Consider the following 22,083-nt stretch of genomic DNA (forward strand, 5'->3'; position numbering starts at 1 on the left):
CGCGCCCGTCTTTCAAGAGTGAAACCTCAGCTCAACGCCTTGCGGTTGAAGTCGCGCAGGCGGAAACCGAGCAACAGCAACATACCGAAATAAGCGACCACGCCGGCAACCACCAGCACGCCCAGGCGCAGGAAGCGCTCCAGCATGTGGCCCTGATCCCACGGCGGCATGAAATGCATGCCGATCAACAGGACAGCCGACATCACCGCCACCGCGAGCAGCAACTTCAAACCGAATTTCAGCCAGCCCGGCTGTGGTTGGTACATCTGCTGTTTGCGCAGTTGATAGAACAGCAGCCCGGCATTCAGGCAGGCACCGGCACTGATCGCCAGTGCAAGACCGGCATGGGCCAGTGGCCCGATCAACACCAGGTTGAACAACTGCGTGACCACCAGGGTGAAGATTGCGATTTTCACCGGCGTACGGATGTTTTGTTGCGCATAGAAGCCTGGCGCCAGCACCTTGATCACGATAATCCCGAGCAGACCGACAGAATAGGCAATCAACGCCCGCTGGGTCATGGCCGCATCAAAGCCGCTGAACTGGCCGTACTGGAACAGCGAAACCGTCAACGGCTCCGCCAGGATCCCCAGCGCCAGCGCACACGGCAGCACCAGCACGAAGCACAGGCGCAGGCCCCAGTCGAGAATCCGCGAGTACTCGTGACGATCCTTGCTGGCGTAGGTTTTGGCCAGGGTCGGCAGCAGGATCGTACCCAGCGCCACACCCAGCACGCCGGACGGCAGTTCCATCAGACGGTCGGCGTAGTACATCCACGACACCGAGCCCGCCACCAGAAACGAGGCGAAGATGGTGTTGATGATCAGGGAAATCTGGCTGACCGAGACGCCGATGATCGCCGGCAGCATCTGCTTCATTACCCGCCAGACACCGGTGTCACGCAGGTTCAGGCGTGGCAGCACCAGCATGCCGATCTTTTTCAGGTGCGGCAGTTGATAGAGCAACTGCGCCAGGCCACCGACCAGCACCGCCCAGCCGAGCGCCATGACCGGTGGATTGAAGTACGGCGTCAGGAACAGCGCGAACACGATCATGCTGATGTTCAGCAGGGTCGGCACGAACGCCGGCACCGAGAAGCGGTTCCAGGTATTGAGGATCGCACCCGCCAGGGAAGACAGGGAGATCAGCAATATATAAGGGAAGGTCACTCGCAGCAGATCGGAGGTCAGCTGGAATTTTTCCGGCGTATCGGTGAAACCCGGTGCCGTCGCCCAGATCACCCAGGGCGCGGCAATCATGCCCAGCGCAGTGACCAGCGCCAGAACCAGTGTCAGCAGCCCTGTCACATAGGCAATAAAGGTGCGGGTCGCCTCCTCGCCCTTCTGACTTTTGTATTCAGCAAGAATCGGCACGAATGCCTGTGAAAACGCGCCCTCGGCAAAGATTCGCCGCAGCAGATTGGGCAGTTTGAAGGCGATGAAGAAGGCGTCGGTCGCCATTCCGGCGCCGAATGTACGCGCAATGAGCGTGTCGCGGACAAACCCGAGAATCCGGGAAAGCATCGTGATAGAGCTGACGGCGGCCAACGATTTGAGCAGATTCATTGAAGGAATTTGTGCCTGTCGATAAACAGCAGGCGAACAATGCGCCTACTTGTGCGATACTCCGCGCCGCAACAGCACAGAGCCAAAGCTCGCGAGTTTACAGGTCAAGCGCCGGAAATAAATATCCCGCCTCTTTATACCTACCACTTAGCGGAACGTCTCAAGCGCCCTTGACAAGACATCTCTTCATCGGCATGATTCGCGGCCTATTTTGTTTGCTATTTCCTAAAAAGTCTTTCGAGGAGCTCGACGGTGGCCAACTCACCTTCCGCCAAAAAACGTGCAAAACAGGCTGAGAAGCGTCGCAGCCACAACGCCAGCCTGCGTTCCATGGTTCGTACCTACATCAAGAATGTAGTTAAAGCCATCGACGCAAAAGACGCTGAAAAAGCTCAAGCTGCATACGTTCTGGCTGTGCCAGTTATCGACCGCATGGCCGATAAAGGCATCATCCACAAGAACAAGGCTGCTCGCCATAAGAGCCGCCTGAATGGTCACGTCAAGGCACTGAAAGCTGCTGCCTAAGCGACGTAATCATTAAAAAACCGACCTCAGGGTCGGTTTTTTATTGCCTGCGATTTGCCGAAAGCAACGCAAAAAAAGAGGAGCCAACCGGCTCCTCTCTTTATTTACGCGCAAATCAATGGACTGGCGCCCACGGCAGAATCGGGATCGCCGTCACCGCATTCTGCGGACTGCCCTCGATCAGGCGATCGCTGTAGACCAGATACACCAGCGTATTGCGCTTCTTGTCGAGGAACCGCACCACCTGCATGGTCTTGAACACCAGCGAAGTGCGCTCCTTGAACACTTCTTCGCCATCCTTCAACTCACCCTTGAAGTTGATGGGACCGACCTGACGACAAGCAATGGACGCCTCGGCACGATCCTCGGCCAGACCCAAGCCACCCTTCACGCCACCCGTTTTGGCGCGCGACAGATAGCAGGTCACACCTTCAACCTTTGGATCATCGAAAGCCTCGACCACGATCCGGTCATTCGGCCCGACAAACTTGAACACCGTCGATACCTGGCCGATTTCCTCGGCCGAGGCCAGCAATGGCAACGCCATCAACAGACCCAACAATCCTTTTGCCATGCGCATTGCGCTTTTCCTCAGACCAGAATCAGGTTGTCACGGTGAACCAGTTCCGGCTCAGCCATGTAACCCAGCAAACCGACAATCGCATCCGACGACTGACCGATGATTTTTTGTGCTTCCAGCGCGCTGTAGTTGGCCAGGCCACGGGCAATTTCACGACCGTCCGGTGCCACGCAAACCACCATTTCACCGCGACGGAAGCTGCCCTGGACCAGTTTGACGCCGACCGGCAGCAGACTCTTGTGACCTTCCGACAACGCAGAAACCGCGCCATCATCCAGCACCAGCGTGCCGCGGGTTTGCAAATGACCGGCCAGCCATTGCTTGCGCGCCGCCAGCATGCCGCGCTCAGGCGAAAGCAGCGTACCGATGCGCTCGCCCGCCTTCAGACGATCGAGCACCCGCTCCAGACGTCCACCGACAATAATCGTGTGCGCCCCGGAACGCGCCGCCAGACGCGCCGCGCGCAGCTTGGTCTGCATGCCGCCACGACCCAGCGCACCACCGGTACCGCCCGCCACCGCATCAAGGGTCGGATCATCGGCACGCGCTTCGTAAATCAGCTGCGCGTCGGGGTTGTTGCGCGGATCAGCGTCGAACATGCCGTCGCGATCCGTCAGGATCACCAGCAGATCAGCCTCGACCAGGTTGGCCACCAGCGCAGCGAGCGTGTCGTTGTCGCCGAAACGGATCTCGTCGGTAACCACGGTGTCGTTTTCGTTGATCACCGGAATGACTTTCAGCTCGACCAGCGCACGCAAGGTGCTACGGGCGTTGAGGTAGCGCTTGCGATCAGACAGGTCGTCATGGGTCAGGAGAATCTGCGCCGTGTGCCGACCGTGCTCGGCAAAGCTCGACTCCCAGGCCTGCACCAGCCCCATCTGACCGATTGCTGCGGCAGCCTGGAGCTCGTGCATCGCACTGGGTCGTGCGGTCCAGCCCAAACGGCTCATGCCGGCCGCCACTGCCCCGGAGGACACCAGCACCAACTCGACGCCAGCCTCATGCAAAGCCACCATCTGCTCGACCCAGACGCCCATCGCCTTGCGATCAAGCCCCTTGCCATCTGCTGTCAGCAAAGCGCTGCCGATCTTCACGACCCAACGCTGCGCACCTGTCACCTTGCTCCGCATCATCTTCAACCTTAGCTTGAGGACAGCGCGACCCAGCGCTGCCCGTGACGTTATTCGTGGTTACTCGTGACCAACAATCGATTTCCAGATACCAAAACGCCGCTCGATTGAGCGGCGCTTAAGTTTACTTCAACGAATCAGTCACGCACGTAAATGATTTCCGGACCATCTTCGTCATCCACATCTTCTTCGTCCCAGTCATCGTCGCCGATGTCGTGGACCGACTTCACGCCGCTGCGACGCAGGGCACGCTTGTCGTCCAGAGCCTGCAACTGGGCACGGGCTTCGTCTTCGATGCGCTGATCGAGATCGGCCAGTTCTTCCTTGTAGGCCGGGTCATTGGCCAGGCGATCGGCACGATCTTCGAGGTAACGCATGATGTCGCGCGTCAGGCGCTCGGTGCCTTCTTTGGCAATGGCCGAGATCACGTAAACCGGACCTTCCCACTGCAGACGCTCAACGATTTCCTTGACGCGCTCTTCGTGCTCTTCCTCAAGGATCTGGTCGCACTTGTTCAGCACCAGCCAGCGATCACGCTCCGCCAGGGACGGGCTGAACTTGATCAGCTCGTTGACGATCACTTCAGCAGCATCCGGCGCACTGCTTTCGTCCAGCGGCGCCATGTCCACGAGATGCAGCAGCAGACGGGTACGCGCCAGGTGCTTGAGGAAACGGATACCGAGACCCGCGCCGTCGGAAGCACCTTCGATCAGCCCCGGAATGTCGGCAATGACGAAGCTTTTCCAGCGGTCGACACTGACCACACCCAGGTTTGGCACCAGGGTAGTGAACGGGTAATCGGCAACTTTCGGCTTGGCAGCCGAAACGGAACGGATAAAGGTACTTTTACCGGCGTTCGGCAGACCAAGCAGACCGACGTCAGCCAGAACCTTCATTTCCAGTTTCAGGTCACGCTGCTCACCCGGCTTGCCCGGCGTCGTCTGACGCGGCGCACGGTTGGTACTGGATTTGAAACGGGTATTGCCCAGACCGTGCCAGCCGCCCTGCACCACCATCAGCTTCTGACCGGACTTGGTCAGGTCGCCGATGACTTCCTGGGTTGCAGAGTCAATGATCGTGGTGCCAACCGGCACGCGCAGAACCAGATCTTCACCCTTCTTGCCGGTGCAGTCGGTGCTGCCACCGTTGGAGCCACGCTCGGCATCGAAGTGCCGGGTGTAGCGGTAGTCCACCAGGGTGTTCAGGTTTTCGTCGGCCATCATGAAGATGGAACCGCCGTCGCCGCCGTCACCACCGTTCGGACCGCCGTTTTCAATGAATTTTTCCCGACGGAAACTCATGCAGCCATTGCCGCCGTCGCCAGCCTTTACGCGGATCGATACTTCATCAACAAACTTCATAACCAACGCCTCTCGCCGTACGGACGAGCCGAAAAACAATCAAGACATAAGACTCTTGCAAAAATGAGCGCAGCGACCCCAATCCACGACCTGCATCGCACGCCGGCAGCCCATACAAACAGCTTTGCAAGAGACTCACCCCACAAACGAAAAAGCCCCGTCGCAAGACAGGGCTTCTCCAGCACTCTCGCAGTTAGGCTGCGACAACGCTCACGTAACGACGACCGAAGGCGCCTTTTACTTCAAACTTGATCACGCCTTCGATTTTCGCGAAGAGGGTGTGATCTTTACCCATGCCAACGCCGTAGCCAGCGTGGAATTGGGTGCCGCGCTGACGCACGATGATGTTGCCGGCCTTGATGACCTGGCCGCCATACATCTTCACGCCAAGGCGTTTGGCTTCTGAGTCGCGACCGTTACGGGTACTACCACCAGCTTTTTTGTGTGCCATGAGTTCAATTCTCCTAGTGAGGAATTAGGCTGTAATTAAGCCTGAATACCGGTGATTTTGATCTCGGTGAACCACTGGCGGTGGCCCATACGCTTCATGTGGTGCTTACGGCGACGGAACTTGATGATGCGGACTTTATCGTGACGACCTTGGGAGATCACTTCAGCCTTGACGGTTGCGCCAGCAACAACAGGTGCGCCGATGTTCACGTCGTCGCCATTGGCGACCAACAGAACGCGGTCAAAAGTCACGGATTCGCCAGTAGCGACTTCCAGTTTTTCGATCTTCAGGTATTCACCTTCAGCGACCTTGTATTGCTTACCGCCGGTAACGATTACTGCGTACATGGTATTTCTCCGATAATCCTGCTCACCCAGCTCTTTATAAGAAGAGGTATTGGCTGGCATGGCTGCATGGGGCTGGAACGGCCCAAGTGCAATTGCGTAAGGCAGGTGCTGCCCAGGAAGTTCAGGGTGCGCGATTGTACGCAAGCTACAAGAGTCATGCAAGGGGCCGTCCATCGCGCCTTGACAGGCCCGGACGTGGGTCCTAGCATGCCGCGCAACCCTTCTGGAGCACCTGTCGCTGATGCAACCCCAAGCTTTCTACCGCGCGGTGGCGGACGATTTTAGCGCCGTCGACGGCATCATCAAGAAGCAGCTGACTTCCCGAGTGCCGCTGGTATCGAAAATCGGCGATTACATCACGTCGGCCGGCGGTAAACGCCTGCGTCCTTTATTAGTGCTGCTGTGCGGCAAGGCCCTGGGTCGCGAAGGCGACGACTTGCGTCTGCTGGCCGCCACCATCGAATTCCTGCACACCGCCACCCTGCTGCATGACGACGTGGTCGACATGTCCGGCATGCGTCGTGGCCGCTCGACCGCCAACGCCATGTGGGGCAACGCCCCGAGCGTGCTGGTCGGTGACTTCCTGTACTCGCGCTCGTTCGAAATGATGGTCGAACTGGGTTCGATGCCGGTGATGAAGATCCTGTCCCAGGCCACGCGCATCATCGCCGAAGGCGAAGTGTTGCAGCTGTCCAAAGTCCGTGACGCCAGCACCACCGAAGAAACCTACATGGAAGTCATCCGCGGCAAGACCGCGATGCTCTTCGAAGCCTCGACCCACAGCGCCGCAGCACTGGCCGGTGCCACCGCCGAGCAGAGCGAAGCCCTGCGTACCTTCGGCGATCACCTGGGCGTGGCGTTCCAGCTGGTCGACGACCTGCTCGACTACAAGGGCGACGCCGAAACCCTGGGCAAGAACGTCGGTGACGATCTGGCCGAAGGCAAGCCGACCCTGCCGCTGATCTACACAATGCGCGAAGGCACGCCAGAGCAAGCCGCACTGGTACGCCAGGCGATCCAGAAAGGCGGGATCGAAGACCTGGAAAGCATCCGCATTGCCGTGGAAGCGTCCGGTTCGCTGGAGTACACCGCACAACTGGCTCGCGATTATGTGGCCCGTGCGATCAAGTGCCTCGAAGCGCTGCCGGCCAGCGAATACCGCGATGCACTGGTTGAACTGAGCGAGTTCGCGGTCGCCCGCACGCACTGATCAACGCCGCACCATCAAGAAACCGCAGCCTCCGCCGGAGCCTGCGGTTTTTTGTTGCCTGCCATCCGCGGTTAAAACCCTATACAATGTGCGACTTTTAGCGATCCCCTCTCCAAGGAGCCTTAGTGAGCACGTTGCCACCCTGCCCGAAATGCAATTCCGAATACACCTACGAAGACGGCACCCAACTGGTGTGCCCGGAGTGCGCCCACGAGTGGTCTGCCGGCGGCGAAGCCGAAGTGGCGTCCGATGATGCCGTGAAGAAAGATTCGGTCGGCAACGTCCTGCAGGACGGCGACACCATCACCGTGATCAAGGACCTGAAGGTCAAAGGCACCTCGCTGGTGGTCAAGGTCGGCACCAAGGTCAAGAACATCCGTCTGTGCGACGGCGACCACGACATCGATTGCAAGATCGACGGCATCGGCCCGATGAAACTCAAATCCGAGTTCGTCAGAAAAGTCTGACTCTGCTGTCATCCATCCCGCGCCCGTCGTGGGATGGAGCTTCACCCTCCCCCGCTATCCCCAGCAAAACCACGCAGTAGCCAAACGCCAGCCGTTTTGACCTTACGCAATCTTTACCCATAAAAAATCGCGAACCGCCAATAGGCGCTTGCTATTTGACGAATAAGAATTATTCTCATTGAAACCCTTTCAATGGAGATGAGAACCATGACTTATTTGATCGACGCCTGGCTGGATCGCCCGCACCCGTACCTCAGGATCCTGCATCGGGAAACCGGTGAAGTCTGCGCGGTACTGGAAGAAGAAGCCCTGCATGAATTACAGGATCAAGGGGATCTGGACGTCAGCGGCCTGAGTTCCAGCGAACCGATGGTGCTCAAGGAGCTGGTGCGCAATCTGTTCCTGTTCTGCTATGCCCGGGCGTTGCGCCCGACCAGTGAGCTGCATCACAAGATCGAAGTATGAGAGCGGCGGAGAAACCCTGCACAAGCCACGCTTGTGCAGGGTAACGGGATTACAGAACGTCGAGCAGCTCGACGTCGAACACCAGAACGCTGTGCGGCGGAATGCTGCCAACGCCTTGAGCGCCGTAAGCCAGTTCGCTCGGCACGTACAGACGCCATTTGCTGCCGGCATTCATCAGTTGCAGGGCTTCGGTCCAGCCGGCAATCACGCCGCCAACCGGGAATTCTGCAGGCTGGCCACGCTCGTAGGAGCTGTCGAACACAGTGCCGTCGATCAGTGTGCCGTGGTAGTGAGTACGCACGTTGTCTTCACGGGATGGCTTGGCGCCTTCGCCCTGAGTCAGCACTTCGAATTGCAGACCGGAAGCCAGGGTGGTGATGCCGTCTTTCTTGGCGTTTTCAGCCAGGAATGCACGACCTTCGCCAGCGGCGGCTTCAGCCTTGGCAGCAGCTTCGGCTTGCATGATCTCGCGGATCACTTTGAAGCTGGCGGACAGCTCTTCCTGACCCACACGGCTTGGCTTGCCGGCGAATGCGTCGGTCAGACCGGCCAGGATGGCGTCCAGGCTGACACCCGGTGGCGGGTTGTCGCGCAGCTGGTCACCCAGCTGACGGCCGATACCGTAGCTGACGCGGGTTTCGTCGGTGGACAGATTTACTTCGGACATGACACTGCTCCGCTGTGCGGACGGCCTCAGGACATGCCGTGCGTGCACAGCGCGTCCCGGCGCGCCCGGAACCAAAAGGGCGAGCAGACTAGCACAGATGTTCCGCCATTGATCAGGCCCGCGGCCCTACAGTGCCGAGCGCCAGGCCAGCGGTACTTTCAGGCTTTCTTCGCTGCTGGCCCCAAGTCCGCACATTTCATCGTGCACCGAGGTGTGGACCAGGTTGAACGGCAGCACCGGAAAGTTGTGCAGGACATCCCGGGCATGCTCCACCGAACGCAGCATCAGCATCTTGCCCTGGGGATCGCTCAACGGGTACGCCGCGCCGTGCATCCGCGCTTCGAGCAGGTAGATTCCGCCCTCCATGGAGATCAGGTTCAGCTCATCGACCTTCCTGGCGATGGCAAACGCATTCAACTCTTGCAGGTTCATGAACGCACCTCACGCTGTGGCGAGCCGGGACGCCTACAGGGATATGCCTCGGCGCACCAAAGCACAAGCCACAAACGACACCGCCCGTCTGTTTCGCAACAGACGGGCGGTTTTGTTACAGCTTTCGACAACTCATCAGTGCTTGGTGAGCTTGTCCAGGTAACCCATGGCAAACGCCGAGACCACGAAGGTCATGTGGATGATCACGTACCACATCAGATGCTGGGGATCGACGTTCTTGGCGTCCATGAAGATCCGCAGCAGGTGGATCGAGGAAATCGCCACGATCGACGCCGCCACTTTCATCTTCAGCGACGAGGAGTCCATGGTGCCCAGCCAGCTGAGCTTCTCTTTGCCTTCGTCGATGTTCAGCTCGGACACGAAGTTCTCGTAGCCGGAAATCATCACCATCACCAGCAAGCCGCCGACCAGCGCCATGTCGATCAGCGACAGCAGCACCAGGATCAGCTCGGACTCGGCCATGGAGAACACGTTGGGAATGACATGAAACACTTCCTGGAAGAATTTCAATGCCAGCGCCAGCAGCCCGAGGGACAGCCCGATGTAGATCGGCGCCAGCAGCCAGCGCGTGGCGTACATTGCATTTTCGATAAAGCGTTCCATTGACTCTCACACAAGGGGGGTTGTAATCGGCGGCGAGTATATCAGTCCCCCGTGACAGCCAGAAACCGCCCGAAAATCCGCCACCTGCGTGTGTGTGTCAAAGTTTTTCTGCTAGTGTCCAAACCATTGACAGCCCAGCGACAGTGGACAGGACGACTGGAAATGGATGTGCGATTGCCGTTAATGACTGCCGGAATTTGCCTCGCCTTATCGGTCGGAGGCTGCTCACCCGGTGAAGAAAAAAAACACCCGCTCAGCCTCGAACAGAAGACCGCGCAGTTCGAACAGTCGCTGGACGCCATCACCGATCCGAAGCTCAAGGATGCCGTGACCGAACTCGGCGGCTCGCTACTGCTGCTGGAGCGCGCGCAGCAACGTCTCGACAACAAACCGCCCAGAACCGAATACGGCGAAGACGCCCTCGGTGTGCTCAAGCACTACCCGACGCCTCAGGCGCTGGTCGACACCTTCATCAATGGTCTGTTCGTGCTGCACAAGGACGCCAGCTCCGACTACCTCACCGACCTGCAACCGGTGTTCCCCTTCAACCTCAACATTCCGGGCGGGTTCCTCTTCCCCCATGGCGTGGAATGGCAATCGGTGACCCTGAGCAACAAACGGGTGATCGCCTACCAGCCCGAATGGTCGGAAACCGATCCGGGCATCCAGCTGAGCCCGTCCAGTTCCAACGTCACCAACCCCGATGACCTGACCGTGACCTACCCGTTCATCGAGGGTCTGGACGTCGACAAGAAAACCCGGCCGCGTCCCGTAAGCCTGCAAGGCCAGGTGGAAGTCATCGCCCCGAAACGCCTGCACAGTTTCGATCTGAGCCAAAAAGATGTCGGCCAGACCCGGACCGATGCCAACCTCAGCGTGAAACTGCTGAAGCTGGAAAAGAACTACGCCGAAGTCGAATTCAGCAACAACCTGCCGCTTGCCCCAGAAGTCGCCAGCACGCCGCTCAATCCGCTGATCGTCCAGGCCCGCGATACGACCGGGCAATACCTGGTGCGCGCCGGCGCCATCAACGAGAGCCCCGAACAGATCACCTTCTATCAAAAACAACTGGCGCACCTGCAACAGCAAAAGGCCTGGAGCGAGGATCTCGAGAAGCAGCTGAACGACGACCAGCGCACCTTCGAACAGCAGCATACGCGCCGCTACAACAAGGTTTACTTCAACGGCCCGATCGACACCCTTGAAGTCAGCGTGCTGGACTTCTCCGAGGCGACCGTCACCCGCAAGCCACTGGACCTGCCGATCCGCGAATTCGATTCGCACACCACGGCGAAAACCGTGCAGCCGCTGGATCTGGCGATCACCGTCTACGACGATCAGGCCCCCAATTGGCTCAAGGGCGCATCGCTGACCGAAGATGATCTGAAGAAAAGCATCCATATCCGCCAGTCAGTGGAAGAACCCAGCGCCGCCCGCATCGAGTTCGATCACCGCAAGACCTTCAATGACGAACTGCTGGGCGACGACCTGGCGCCCGGCGAAAGCCCGGTGACGTTCTTCACTGAAAAACACAACGGCAAACTCGACGAGCCGATCGAACTGCCGGCCGAGGCGTATCAGGTGGATCCGCTGCAAGCGACCATCACGTATGACTTGAACCTGTTTCCGGAAACCCCGGCAGTGGCCGTCGGTTCGATGCCCCTGTTCCTCGCCACGGTGGCGAAACAGTCCTACGAAGCCAGGGCATTGCCCAAAGGCCTGGAAATCAGGAACAACGAACTGGTGGTGGACCTGAAACTGTTTCCGGCCAACGAATGGCGATTCTTCGTCAAGGACGACAGCGGCAACTACCTGAAGCAGATCCTTTCGGTCAGCCACGACGCGAGCGCAGAAGGTCCCGCGTTGTTCGGCGTGCATTATTTCTACGGCCGCCCGACGCAGGTGGAAACCTATCAGCGAACCGACCTCGCCACCGTGCAGTACGGCTTTGAGGTCAAGCTCGAGAAGGCGCAGACCCAGGGCGCTGCGCCCTGACCGGTGCTAATGATCGAAAACGCCCAGATTGCGTCCGCGCCCGCCGTTGATCTGCCGCAACTGGGCTTGCAGGTGCAAGGACCAGATCTGCGGATCATTGGCCAGTTCGTAGCCGTGCATCGTCAGGCTTTCGACGATGGTATCGAGGATCGACTCGGCGGCGACCGGCCCGTGGAACGGGCCCTGGGCCTTGATGGCGGAGGGTTGTTCACCGGCCATGCCGGCGGCGAAGAGTAAAGTCCACATGCCGGTATCGCCGGCCAACGGCTTGATGGCGCATTCGATTCGGGTCACGAGACCCAGGCACTGACGGGTGAGGCAGAGGTTGCGCGACATGGCGGCGACCCTCGGTAAAGCCGGTGTTCAGCCCTTGCTGAAGGACTGTTTCGATCCCGTGATACTGTCGATGTCCTTGAGCTGAGAATAGAAGAAAAGTCCGCCGCGCCAACCGCGCAGAACCAGAAGGCGCCGAATGGTCATTGTGTGAATATTGACGCCAGAGTGATGGCACATTTGCCGACGTTCGCGACAAAACAAAATGGGAGCACAAGGCTCCCATTTTTCTGACTGCCGCCTGGCTTACGCCGGTTTGGCCTCGGCCAGCGCCTCCTGCGCCAGTTCCTTCTCGGCTTCTTTCAGGTCTTCTTCGCTGATCATCTCGGCAATCACCCGCAGACGCTCCACCACGCGCGCGTTGACGCTGCCTTCCGGGAACTCGCCCTCCTCGTTCGGCTCACCGGCAGGCTCGCCCACCAGCAGGCTCAGCGCTTCATCCGCCTGACGCACCGCGTAAACGTGGAACTGCCCGGCGCGCACTGCCGCCAGCACTTTCTCGTCGAGCATCAGCGTGGCGACGTTGGCGTGCGGAATGATCGCGCCCTGCTCGCCGGTCAGCCCGCGCGCTTCACAGAGACGGAAGAAGCCTTCGATCTTCTCGTTGACCCCGCCCACTGCCTGCACTTCGCCAAACTGGTTGATGGAACCGGTGATCGCGAAGCACTGCTTGAGCGGGGTTTTCGACAAGGCCGAAATCAGCGTGCAGGCCTCACCCAGCGACGCACTGTCTCCATCAACGTAGCCGTAGGATTGCTCCAGGGCGATGCTCGCGGAAATTGCCAACGGGAATTCCTGAGCGTAACGGCTGCCCAGATACCCGGTGAGAATCATCACGCCCTTGGAGTGGATTGGCTGGCCGAGGTTGACCTCGCGCTCGATGTCGACGATACCGCTGCCGCCCGGGTACACCGTGGCGGAAATCCGCGCCGGCACACCGAACGCCGAGTCGCCCACTTCCAGCACCGTCAGACCGTTGCACTTGCCGACGGCCGCGCCGTCGGTGTCGATCAGGATGATCCCCGCCAGCATGTCGTCGAGAATCCGCGCCGAGACACGTCCGGTACGAGTGGCCTTGGCTTTCAGGGCGCGCTCGATGTGGCCGGCGTCGGTCATTTCATCGTTGGCCAGGTGACGGATGAAATCCGCCTCGCTGACCAGCTGGAACAGATCACCGATCCGCGCCGACAAACGCCCCTGGTGCTCGGCCAGACGTGCGCTGTAAGTCGCCAGACGCGCCACCGCGTCGGCGGTCAACGGCGCCATGCCTTCTTCCGACGTGCGGGTTTTCAGCAATTGGGCGAACTGCTCCAGGCTTTCGTCGACCATCGGGATGTCTTCGTCGAAATCCACCAGGACGCGGAACATCTCCTGAAAGTCCGGATCCAGGTCCTGCAGCGTGTAGTACAGCTGCCGCGCACCGATGATGATGACTTTGACATTCAACGGAATGAATTGCGGGTTGAGCGTCACGGTCGCGAAACGGCCCATCTCGCCCAGTGGCGATTCCATTTTCAGCTTGCGCGATTGCAGGGCGCGTTTGAGCGCATCCCACACAAAGGGCTCACCGAGCATCTTTTCCGCTTCAAGGATCAGGAAACCACCGTTGGCGCGGTGCAACGCACCGGGACGCAACTGGCGATACGTGGTGTAGAGCGCACCCTGATCGGTGGTGTATTCGATGCGGCCGAACAGGTTTTCGTAGGTCGGATGCGGCTCGAACACCACCGGCGCACCGCCGCTGGCCGGATGGCCGACCACCAGACTCGGCGCGTATTGTTCTTCCAGCAGCTTGCGTGCAACGGCGTCGGTCTTGCTGTCGTCGACCAGTTGCTCGACCACGGTTTTCAGCAAATAGACCTGCATCGCTTGCAGGTAACCGCAGACCGCGGCGTTTTCCGCGTACTTCTCCGACAGCGGCGCGAGCAAAGGCTGCAACGCCAGAGTAATGGTTTCTTCGTTGAGCTGACGCAACTGGTTGCTCGACTCGCGCTTCCACTGTGGCAGGCTGGCGAGTTCTTCGTTCAGGCGTTCCTCGAGGCCGGAAATGTCCTCGTGGAAACGTTCGCGCTCGGACTCCGGCAACTGGGCGAATTCAGCCTCGTCCAGCGCTTTGCCTTCGAGCATCGGGGTGAAGGCAATGTTGCTGCTGTCGCGGTACAGGGCGACGTCTTTTTCCAGGGCCAGACGCTCGATGACGTCCAGTGCCTTGTCATAGCGCTGGTTGAAGGCGCGGTCGATGGCGCTCTTCTTCTGCTGATAGGACGGGTGTTCGAACACCGCGGGAAAAGTCGACAGCAGGTTGTCGATCAAGCCGTTGATGTCACCGATGAACGCCGCGGCGCTGCCCGATGGCAGCTCCAGGGCGCGGGGCTCGCGCGGCTCGTCGAAATTGTTGACGTAGACCCAGTCCGCCGGGGTCTGCAGGCGTTTGCCTTCGGCCTTCAGGTAGCGTTTGACGAATGAGAAACGGCCGGTGCCGGGCTCGCCCATGACGAATACGTTGTAACCGGGGCGTGGCATGGCCACACCGAACTGCAAGGCTTCGACCGCACGTTCCTGGCCAAGCACACCGCGAAAGGGCTCCAGATCATTGGTGGTAGTGAAGCTGAACTGTTCAGCGGAAAACGGACGGGTCAGCGCTTCGGGCGCTAGACGCAAGCTGGCAGCAACAGGATCAGGCATCGGGCTTCCTTAACAATCAGGCGGGGCAGATAGCGGCATTCTGGCGCTGCCCGTGCCCCACTGGCAAGGCGCGCCACACGACAAAGCATAGACAACCGGCCAACCCCACGGCCGGCCCCGCAAAACCGGGCTGGATCACGAATATGCTGCAAAAAATCACGGAACCACGGGAACCTGCCTAAACTCCAAACTGCGCGGCTGGAACTAATACCGGCCCACTGGCGCCAGAAGGTCTGTACGAAAACTCGCCAAGTGGCGTTTTGATGTAGAGAGCGGGGCCAGAACCCTGTCCATTGGTACGCACATAAAGAGAACAAAGCTATGAAACGGATTCTTCTCGGTACTCTCTTCACCGCTGTATCCATCAACGCCATGGCTCAGGCGCCAGGCGGTCCGGATTGCGGCTGGGGCAACATGCTGTTCGAAGGTCAGCGTGGCACCCCGGCTCACTTCCTGGCATCCACCACCAACGGCACCTCGGGCAACGCCACGTTCGGCATGACGTCCGGCACCAACGGTTGCTCCACCAACGCCTCGCTGACCTACGGCGGCAAATCCTGGTTTGCCATGAATGGCATGATGAACGAGCTGTCCGAAGACATGGCGAAAGGCAACGGCGAAGCGCTGACGACCTATGCCGTGGTACTGGGCGTGGCGCCGGAAGACCGTGCGCACTTCGCCGCCGTCACTCACGAGCACTTCCAGCAGATCTTCAGCAAGGCTGACGTGACCGCCGAAGACGTACATACCAACACCCTGGCCGTGCTGAAAGCAGACCCTCGTCTGGCCAAGTACGCGACTCAGGCTTAAGCTCGACCGCACCCGCTTCTTTCGGGAAGCGGGTTTTGTTTTTTCGGCCCGCCCTCCTTGGGTCTTTTGTTACTTTCGACTTAAGTTGCCACCTATGCTCAAACGCCTTGCCTGGCTGGCGCTGTGTGTCTGCGCCCCGCTGTCCGCCGCGCCCCACATCGACCCTCAACGTTTGCAGCAACTGGCCAACGATCGTTTCTGGATTTCCCTCGGCCATTACGAAACCGCCAAGCTCGGCGGCTGGCGCAGCTACGTCAGCGACAAGAAGTTCTTCCTCGCCCCCGACGGCAACGAACACCCCGACCATGAACTGACGGCCACGGTCCAGGCGTTGTACGCCCCGGCCAGTCTTGGTGAGCAACACGCCCAGTGCGTCTACCCGGCCCGCACGCGCTGGCTGAAAGATCAGCTCAACCTGACCGACCTGCCGGCACCGGACTGCGCCGACTTCAAGAAATGGTTCAAGGATGTCTCGCCCCACAGTGCGGTGATGATTTTCCCGGCGGCCTACCTCAACAGCCCTTCATCGATGTTCGGCCACACCCTGCTGCGCATCGATCAGGCCGATGTGCAGAGCGACAAGACTTCGCTGCTCAGCTACGCGATCAATTTCGGCGCCTACATCGAAGGCTCGGACAACAGCATTCTGTATGCCTGGAAAGGCCTGATGGGCGGTTATCCGGGTCTGTTCGCGCTGGTGCCCTATCAGGAAAAACTCTCGGAATACCGCAGCCTGGAAAACCGCGACCTGTGGGAGTACCGGCTCAACCTGACGCAAGCCGAAACCGCACGGATGGTCGAGCATGTGTGGGAGCTGAAGCAGATTCAGTTCGACTATTTCTTCTTCGACGAAAACTGCTCCTATCGCCTGCTCGAACTGTTGCAGGTGGCGCGCCCGAGCCTGCGCCTGACCGAACAATTCCCGCTGACCGCCATCCCCACCGACACCGTCAAAGCGGTGAAAGAAGCCGGACTGGTCGAGCACATCGAATACCGCCCGTCCCGCGAGCGTGAATTGCTCAGCCGCGCCGAGCCTCTGACAAGCGAAGAGCAGGACTGGGTGCTGAAAGTCAGCGCCGACCAGCAACAATTGCAGGACCCGGCCTTCAAGGCCCTGCCCCGTGACCGGCAAGCACTGATCGTCGACGCGGCGTATCGACTGGAACGCTACCGCGCCAACGGCCAGGAGCGCGATCCGCAACGGGCCCAGCGCAGTTTCGAATTGCTGCGGGCGATCAACAAGAACCCGGCACCGGAGCTGCAAATCCCGCAACCGGGCCTGCCCGAGGACGGCCACGAATCACGCACCTGGCAGGCCGGCCTCGGTACCCGTGGCGACCGCGCGTTCGGCGAGTATGGCCTGCGCATGGCCTATCACGACCTCAACGACAACGCCGAGAGTTTCCCCCTCGGCGCGCAGATCGAAATTCTGCAAATGAAGCTGCGCCAGTACGAAGGCAATCACTGGCAGTTCCAGCAACTGGATCTGGCGACCATCCGCTCGCTGACGCCGCGCAATGCGCTGCTGCAGCCGTTGTCGTGGCAAGTCACCGGAGGTCTGGAACGTGTGCCGGGCAAGCATGACGACGAGACGCTGGTCAGCCATGTCAACGGTGGCGGCGGTGGAACCTGGGCCCTGGGTGACGATGTACTGGGATTTGCCCTCGGCACCGTGCGTGTTGAACACAACAATGATTTCGCCGAATTCGTTTCCCCCGCAGGCGGTTTCAATACCGGCGTGTTGTGGAAAAACCCGTTGGGCAATCTCAGTGTCGAGGCCAAGGGCGATTACTTCTTCAACGGCGAAGTGCGCCGCAGCTTGAGCCTGAATCAACAGTGGGAGTTGTCCCGCAACCTGGGCCTGCGCCTGAGTGCCCAGCGTGAATTCAGCCATCTGGCAACGCCGGAGACCGAGGTGATGCTGGAAGTGAAGTGGTATCACTACTGAAACGACCAATGTGGGAGCGAGCTTGCTCGCGATGGCAATCGGTCAGTCGAAATTGAGGTGACTGACACTCCGTCATCGCGAGCAAGCTCGCTCCCACAGGGAGTTGCGGTGTTCTACAGATTGCTTACGCACCTTTCACATCCTTCCGACGAATCCGCTTCTAGACTTTCCCTATCAGCCGTTTGACGGCGCGGGAGAGTGTGATGTGGCGGTGTGCGGGTTTGCTGGGCGTGTTGCTGTTGCTGGGTGGCTGTCAAAGCACCCATGAAGATCTGATCGCCAAGGGTTATCCACCGGCGTTCGCCGACGGTTTCGATGACGGTTGCATCAGCGGTCGTCAGGCGGCCGGTTCGATCAGCGGCGAGTTTCGCAAGAACGTGCCGCGCTATCTCAAGGATCCGCAATACGCCGAAGGCTGGAGCGACGGTTTCCGCCAGTGTCAGGCGATGCTGGAAAACAAGGATCGCGAGGAGTATCGCAACGAACACTGGGACGAGCGCGAGCGGGCCTGGCAGCAACAAAAGGATCAGGGCGCCGCGCGGGCTTATCGTTCGCAGTAGGTCGTTTCCAGACATCCGGCGAAACCTTTAGCCTGCGACCATGGCCCAACGGTTGTCACAGGAGGTCACCATGAGCCGTGCTTTCGTCAACGAAGACAACGCCGCTGCGCAAGCCGATCAGCCGGTCGAACGGCAGGTCAGCACGCAGCCCAATTACGTCACGCCGCAGGGGTTTGCCCAGTTGCAGGCGAAAGTCGCCGAGCTGCAGACGCTGCACGCCGAACAGACCGCCATGGGCGAACAGGCCGACAAACAGCGGCTGGCCGATCTCGAGCGGGATTTGCGTTATTTCAATCAACGGGTCGGCAGCGCTCAGGTCGCGCCAGCCCCGACGTCCAACGAAAAGGTGCAGATCGGCAGTTGGGTGACCTACGCCGACGAACACAACACCGAGCGCCGGGTGCAACTGGTCGGCGAAGACCAGGCCGATGCCGCCAACGGCCTGATCAACTGGGCTTCGCCGCTGGGTCGCGCGCTGCTTGGCGCGCGACTCAACGACGAAGTGCTGTGGCAGCGTCCGGCCGGCAATCAACTGATCGAAGTGATCCGCATCGATCGCTCTTGAACCACAGTGTTTAAACCACGCCCTGCGCCAGCATCGCGTCGGCGACCTTGACGAAACCGGCGATGTTCGCGCCTTTGACGTAGTTGATCCGGCCGTTTTCCTCACCGTAATGCACACAGGCGTGGTGGATCGACTGCATGATCCCGTGCAGCTTGCTGTCCACCTCGCCCGCCGTCCACAGCAGGCGCATGGCGTTCTGCGACATCTCCAGACCGCTGACCGCCACACCGCCGGCATTCGAGGCCTTGCCCGGCGCGAACAGAATGCCCGCTTCGATAAAGATATCCACAGCCTCAAGGGTGGTCGGCATGTTCGCGCCCTCGGCCACACAGAAGCAGCCGTTGCGCAGCAGGGTGCGGGCAGCTTCGGCGTCGAGTTCGTTCTGGGTGGCGCACGGCAGCGCGATTTCGCACGGCAACGACCATGGCAGTTGACCGGCGCGGAATTCCAGGCCGAATGCCGCCGCCAACTCGCTGATCCGCCCACGCTTGACGTTTTTCAGTTCCAGCAGCGCCAGCCACTGCTCTTCGCTCAGGCCGGGCTCGCAATACAGCGTGCCTTCGGAATCGGACAGGGAAATCACCTTGCCGCCCAGGTCCATCACTTTGCGGGCCGCGTATTGCGCAACGTTGCCGGATCCGGAAATCGCCACGCGCTTGCCTTCGACGGTCTGCTCGCGGCGCTTGAGCATTTCCTCGGCGAAATACACGCAACCGAAACCGGTGGCTTCCGGGCGGATCAGGCTGCCGCCGTAGGTCATGCCCTTGCCGGTCAGTACGCTGGTGAACTGGTTGCTCAGGCGTTTGTACTGACCGAACAGGAAACCGATCTCCCGTGCGCCGACACCGATATCACCCGCCGGTACGTCCACGTCGGCGCCGATGTGGCGGTACAGCTCACTCATGAACGCCTGGCAGAAACGCATGACTTCGGCGTCGCTCTTGCCCTTCGGATCGAAGTCCGAACCGCCCTTGCCGCCGCCCATGGGCAACGAGGTCAGGGAGTTCTTGAAGGTCTGTTCAAAGGCGAGGAATTTCAGCACGCCCATATTCACCGAAGGATGGAAGCGCAAACCGCCCTTGTACGGGCCGATGGCGCTGTTCATCTGGATGCGGAAACCGCGATTGACCTGCACCTTGCCCTGATCGTCGACCCACGACACCCGGAACACTACCGCCCGCTCCGGTTCGCAGATGCGCTCCAGAATGCCCGAGGTCAGATAGTGCGGATTGGCTTCGAGAAACGGCCACAGGCTACGCAGGACTTCTTCGACGGCCTGGTGGAATTCGGGTTGATCCGGATCGCGTTTTTTCAGACGGGCGAGGAAGGATTCGACGGATTCGATCATGGGAAAAGTCTCGGCAAATTTGTTGTCGTTGGAAGAGATTGAGCCGGACTGTAACAAACGATCTGTACACAGCAACAGACAAAAATGTCGCATTTATGAAAACAAATAGTACACAAGCTATAAATCACGGCGGATTGCAGGCAAAAAAAAGCGGAGCCCGAAGGCCCCGCTTTTTCATGCAACCAACCTGAAATCAGGCCAGTTTCTTGTGGCGTACCCGGTGTGGCTGGGCCGCTGCTTCGCCGAGGCGTTTTTTGCGATCGGCTTCGTACTCGGTGTAGTTGCCTTCGAAGAACACAGCTTGCGAGTCGTCTTCGTACGCCAGGATGTGCGTCGCGACGCGGTCAAGGAACCACCGATCGTGAGAGATCACAATGGCGGCGCCCGGGAAGTCCAGCAGGGCTTCTTCCAGGGAACGCAGGGTTTCAACGTCGAGGTCGTTGGACGGTTCGTCGAGCAGCAGGACGTTGCCGCCCTCCTTCAGGGTCAGCGCCAGGTGCAGACGACCGCGCTCACCACCGGACAGGTCCTTGACGAACTTCTGCTGATCGCCGCCCTTGAAGTTGAAGCGACCGACGTAGGTACGCGACGGAATCTCGTAGTTGCCGATGCGGATCTGGTCGGAACCGTCGGAGATCTGCTGGAACACGGTCTTGCTGCCGTCCAGGTCTTCGCGGCTCTGGTCCACACAGGCCAGTTGCACGGTTTCGCCGATCTCGATGCTGCCGGAGTCCGGGGTTTCCTTGCCCATCAGCATGCGGAACAGGGTCGACTTACCGGCACCGTTACCGCCGATCACGCCGACGATGGCGCCTTTCGGCATGGAGAACGACAGGTTGTCGATCAACACGCGATCGCCGTAGCCCTTGGTGACGTTCTTGAATTCGATGACCTTGTCGCCCAGGCGCGGACCGGCCGGGATGTAGATCTCGTTGGTTTCCGAACGCTTCTGGAATTCCTGCGACTGCATTTCTTCGAAGCGCTGCAGACGTGCCTTGGATTTCGACTGGCGGGCCTTGGCGCCTTTGCGCACCCACTCCAGTTCTTCCTTCATGGCTTTTTCGTGGGCCGATTGCTGCTTGGATTCCTGGGCCAGACGATCGGACTTGGCTTCCAGCCAACCCGAGTAGTTGCCCTCGTAAGGAATGCCCGCACCGCGGTCGAGTTCCAGAATCCAGCCAGCGACGTTGTCCAGGAAGTAACGGTCGTGCGTGATCGCTACCACGGTACCCGGGAAGTCGTGCAGGAAGTGTTCGAGCCACGCAACAGAGTCGGCGTCCAGGTGGTTGGTCGGTTCGTCGAGCAGCAGCATGTCCGGGGCGGACAGCAGCAGACGGCACAGGGCCACACGACGCTTTTCACCACCGGACAGGTGTTCCACTTTCGCGTCCCAGGCCGGCAGACGCAGCGCATCGGCGGCGACTTCCAGTTGACGCTCCAGGTTGTGACCGTCGCTGGCCTGCAGGATCGCTTCGAGCTTGGCCTGTTCGGCGGCCAGCTTGTCGAAGTCGGCGTCCGGGTCGGCGTAGGCGGCGTAGACCTCGTCCAGACGCGCTTGCGCATCCTTGATCACGCTGACCGCTTCCTCGACCACTTCACGCACGGTCTTGGTCGGATCAAGTTGCGGCTCTTGCGGCAGATAACCGATGTTCAGTTCCGGCATCGGGCGCGCTTCGCCTTCGAATTCGGTGTCGACGCCGGCCATGATTTTCAGCAGCGTGGACTTACCCGAACCGTTGAGGCCGAGTACACCGATCTTGGCGCCCGGGAAGAAGGACAGAGAAATGTTTTTCAGGATTTCCCGCTTCGGCGGAACAACTTTGCCCAGCCGATGCATGGTGAAGACGTATTGAGCCATGGAGAACCTTGGGTCAGTGACTGATGAATGATTGGAGCGCAGGCGATGCCCGGCCAGACCGATGCGCGTCGTTCACTTGACCACTTGATGGCCATCAATGCGTGCGCGCTGAAAAAGTCTGAGTCTAGGAGCTGGAACGCTCCCGCGTAACCGGCAA

The 22,083-nt window shown here is 59.8% G+C and carries 22 protein-coding genes; 9 read left to right on the top strand and 13 right to left on the bottom strand.

Annotated elements, in window-relative coordinates:
• Window positions 1–26 precede the first annotated feature (26 nt).
• Window positions 27–1,565 (bottom strand): murein biosynthesis integral membrane protein MurJ, encoded by a 1,539-nt coding sequence (gene murJ / locus CAG02_RS26975; protein ID WP_085712192.1) that lies wholly within the window; start codon window positions 1,563–1,565, stop codon window positions 27–29.
• A gap of 252 nt (window positions 1,566–1,817) precedes the next feature.
• On the opposite strand from murJ, the gene rpsT reads away from it, so the two are divergent.
• The gene (gene rpsT / locus CAG02_RS26985) at window positions 1,818–2,090 is read left to right on the top strand and encodes a 30S ribosomal protein S20 (RefSeq protein WP_011336008.1); all 273 of its coding nucleotides are present in this window, start codon (window positions 1,818–1,820) and stop codon (window positions 2,088–2,090) included.
• A 115-nt stretch (window positions 2,091–2,205) separates the two neighbouring features.
• Here the strand turns inward: rpsT and CAG02_RS26990 are convergent, their stop codons facing one another.
• The 5 genes from CAG02_RS26990 to rplU all read right to left on the bottom strand — a co-directional run bounded on the left by CAG02_RS26990 (window position 2,206) and on the right by rplU (window position 5,959).
• Window positions 2,206–2,670, bottom strand: coding sequence for a CreA family protein (locus CAG02_RS26990; protein WP_085712193.1), 465 nt, complete (start codon window positions 2,668–2,670; stop codon window positions 2,206–2,208).
• Window positions 2,671–2,681: 11 nt separating this feature from the next.
• Window positions 2,682–3,800 (bottom strand): glutamate 5-kinase, encoded by a 1,119-nt coding sequence (gene proB / locus CAG02_RS26995; RefSeq protein ID WP_085712194.1) that lies wholly within the window; start codon window positions 3,798–3,800, stop codon window positions 2,682–2,684.
• A gap of 137 nt (window positions 3,801–3,937) precedes the next feature.
• A complete protein-coding gene (cgtA, locus tag CAG02_RS27000) occupies window positions 3,938–5,161 on the bottom strand; it encodes an Obg family GTPase CgtA (protein WP_085712195.1) in 1,224 nt (407 codons plus the stop codon).
• A gap of 193 nt (window positions 5,162–5,354) precedes the next feature.
• Window positions 5,355–5,612, bottom strand: a complete 258-nt coding sequence (rpmA, locus tag CAG02_RS27005) for a 50S ribosomal protein L27 (protein ID WP_003228360.1) — start codon at window positions 5,610–5,612, stop codon at window positions 5,355–5,357.
• Window positions 5,613–5,647: 35 nt separating this feature from the next.
• The gene (gene rplU / locus CAG02_RS27010) at window positions 5,648–5,959 is read right to left on the bottom strand and encodes a 50S ribosomal protein L21 (protein WP_003228361.1); all 312 of its coding nucleotides are present in this window, start codon (window positions 5,957–5,959) and stop codon (window positions 5,648–5,650) included.
• A gap of 241 nt (window positions 5,960–6,200) precedes the next feature.
• On the opposite strand from rplU, the gene CAG02_RS27015 reads away from it, so the two are divergent.
• The 3 genes from CAG02_RS27015 (at window position 6,201) to CAG02_RS27025 (ending at window position 8,101) form a co-directional block, all read left to right on the top strand.
• The gene (locus tag CAG02_RS27015) at window positions 6,201–7,169 is read left to right on the top strand and encodes a polyprenyl synthetase family protein (protein ID WP_085712196.1); all 969 of its coding nucleotides are present in this window, start codon (window positions 6,201–6,203) and stop codon (window positions 7,167–7,169) included.
• Window positions 7,170–7,294: 125 nt separating this feature from the next.
• Window positions 7,295–7,636 (top strand): zinc ribbon domain-containing protein YjdM, encoded by a 342-nt coding sequence (locus CAG02_RS27020; protein WP_007950963.1) that lies wholly within the window; start codon window positions 7,295–7,297, stop codon window positions 7,634–7,636.
• Between the two features lie 207 nt (window positions 7,637–7,843).
• On the top strand, window positions 7,844–8,101 hold the full coding sequence (locus CAG02_RS27025; protein ID WP_085712197.1) for a hypothetical protein: 258 nt from the start codon (window positions 7,844–7,846) through the stop codon (window positions 8,099–8,101).
• Between the two features lie 49 nt (window positions 8,102–8,150).
• Here CAG02_RS27025 and CAG02_RS27030 read toward each other — a convergent pair whose 3' ends face one another.
• The 3 genes from CAG02_RS27030 to CAG02_RS27040 form a co-directional block, all read right to left on the bottom strand.
• The gene (locus CAG02_RS27030; protein WP_085712198.1) at window positions 8,151–8,768 is read right to left on the bottom strand and encodes an FKBP-type peptidyl-prolyl cis-trans isomerase; all 618 of its coding nucleotides are present in this window, start codon (window positions 8,766–8,768) and stop codon (window positions 8,151–8,153) included.
• 126 nt (window positions 8,769–8,894) lie between these two features.
• Window positions 8,895–9,200 carry a DUF6482 family protein gene (locus CAG02_RS27035; protein ID WP_085712199.1) on the bottom strand — a complete coding sequence of 102 codons (306 nt, stop codon included), beginning with the start codon at window positions 9,198–9,200 and terminating at the stop codon, window positions 8,895–8,897.
• Window positions 9,201–9,335: 135 nt separating this feature from the next.
• Window positions 9,336–9,824 (bottom strand): TIGR00645 family protein, encoded by a 489-nt coding sequence (locus CAG02_RS27040; protein ID WP_065257512.1) that lies wholly within the window; start codon window positions 9,822–9,824, stop codon window positions 9,336–9,338.
• A gap of 162 nt (window positions 9,825–9,986) precedes the next feature.
• Here CAG02_RS27040 and CAG02_RS27045 point away from each other — a divergent pair, with 162 nt between their 5' ends.
• Window positions 9,987–11,819 (top strand): hypothetical protein, encoded by a 1,833-nt coding sequence (locus CAG02_RS27045; protein ID WP_085712200.1) that lies wholly within the window; start codon window positions 9,987–9,989, stop codon window positions 11,817–11,819.
• A gap of 6 nt (window positions 11,820–11,825) precedes the next feature.
• Here CAG02_RS27045 and CAG02_RS27050 read toward each other — a convergent pair whose 3' ends face one another.
• Window positions 11,826–12,155, bottom strand: coding sequence for a hypothetical protein (locus tag CAG02_RS27050; RefSeq protein WP_085712201.1), 330 nt, complete (start codon window positions 12,153–12,155; stop codon window positions 11,826–11,828).
• A gap of 243 nt (window positions 12,156–12,398) precedes the next feature.
• Window positions 12,399–14,837, bottom strand: coding sequence for a Lon protease family protein (locus CAG02_RS27055; protein ID WP_085712202.1), 2,439 nt, complete (start codon window positions 14,835–14,837; stop codon window positions 12,399–12,401).
• A gap of 321 nt (window positions 14,838–15,158) precedes the next feature.
• Here CAG02_RS27055 and CAG02_RS27060 point away from each other — a divergent pair, with 321 nt between their 5' ends.
• From CAG02_RS27060 to CAG02_RS27075, 4 genes are all read left to right on the top strand, one after another.
• Complete coding sequence (locus CAG02_RS27060) at window positions 15,159–15,647, top strand: DUF3015 domain-containing protein (RefSeq protein WP_007950971.1); 489 nt, start codon at window positions 15,159–15,161, stop codon at window positions 15,645–15,647.
• A gap of 94 nt (window positions 15,648–15,741) precedes the next feature.
• Window positions 15,742–17,595, top strand: a complete 1,854-nt coding sequence (locus CAG02_RS27065) for a DUF4105 domain-containing protein (RefSeq protein WP_085712203.1) — start codon at window positions 15,742–15,744, stop codon at window positions 17,593–17,595.
• Window positions 17,596–17,798: 203 nt separating this feature from the next.
• Complete coding sequence (locus CAG02_RS27070; RefSeq protein WP_085712204.1) at window positions 17,799–18,155, top strand: hypothetical protein; 357 nt, start codon at window positions 17,799–17,801, stop codon at window positions 18,153–18,155.
• 70 nt (window positions 18,156–18,225) lie between these two features.
• Window positions 18,226–18,720 carry a GreA/GreB family elongation factor gene (locus CAG02_RS27075; protein WP_085712205.1) on the top strand — a complete coding sequence of 165 codons (495 nt, stop codon included), beginning with the start codon at window positions 18,226–18,228 and terminating at the stop codon, window positions 18,718–18,720.
• Between the two features lie 10 nt (window positions 18,721–18,730).
• On the opposite strand, the gene gdhA is transcribed toward CAG02_RS27075, so the two are convergent.
• Window positions 18,731–20,068, bottom strand: a complete 1,338-nt coding sequence (gdhA, locus tag CAG02_RS27080) for an NADP-specific glutamate dehydrogenase (RefSeq protein ID WP_085712206.1) — start codon at window positions 20,066–20,068, stop codon at window positions 18,731–18,733.
• A gap of 193 nt (window positions 20,069–20,261) precedes the next feature.
• A complete protein-coding gene (gene ettA, locus CAG02_RS27085) occupies window positions 20,262–21,926 on the bottom strand; it encodes an energy-dependent translational throttle protein EttA (RefSeq protein ID WP_007950976.1) in 1,665 nt (554 codons plus the stop codon).
• Between the last annotated feature and the right edge of the window lie 157 nt (window positions 21,927–22,083).

The sequence above is a fragment of the Pseudomonas sp. R43(2017) genome, assembly GCF_002112345.1.
Taxonomy (GTDB): Bacteria; Pseudomonadota; Gammaproteobacteria; order Pseudomonadales; family Pseudomonadaceae; genus Aquipseudomonas; species Aquipseudomonas kribbensis.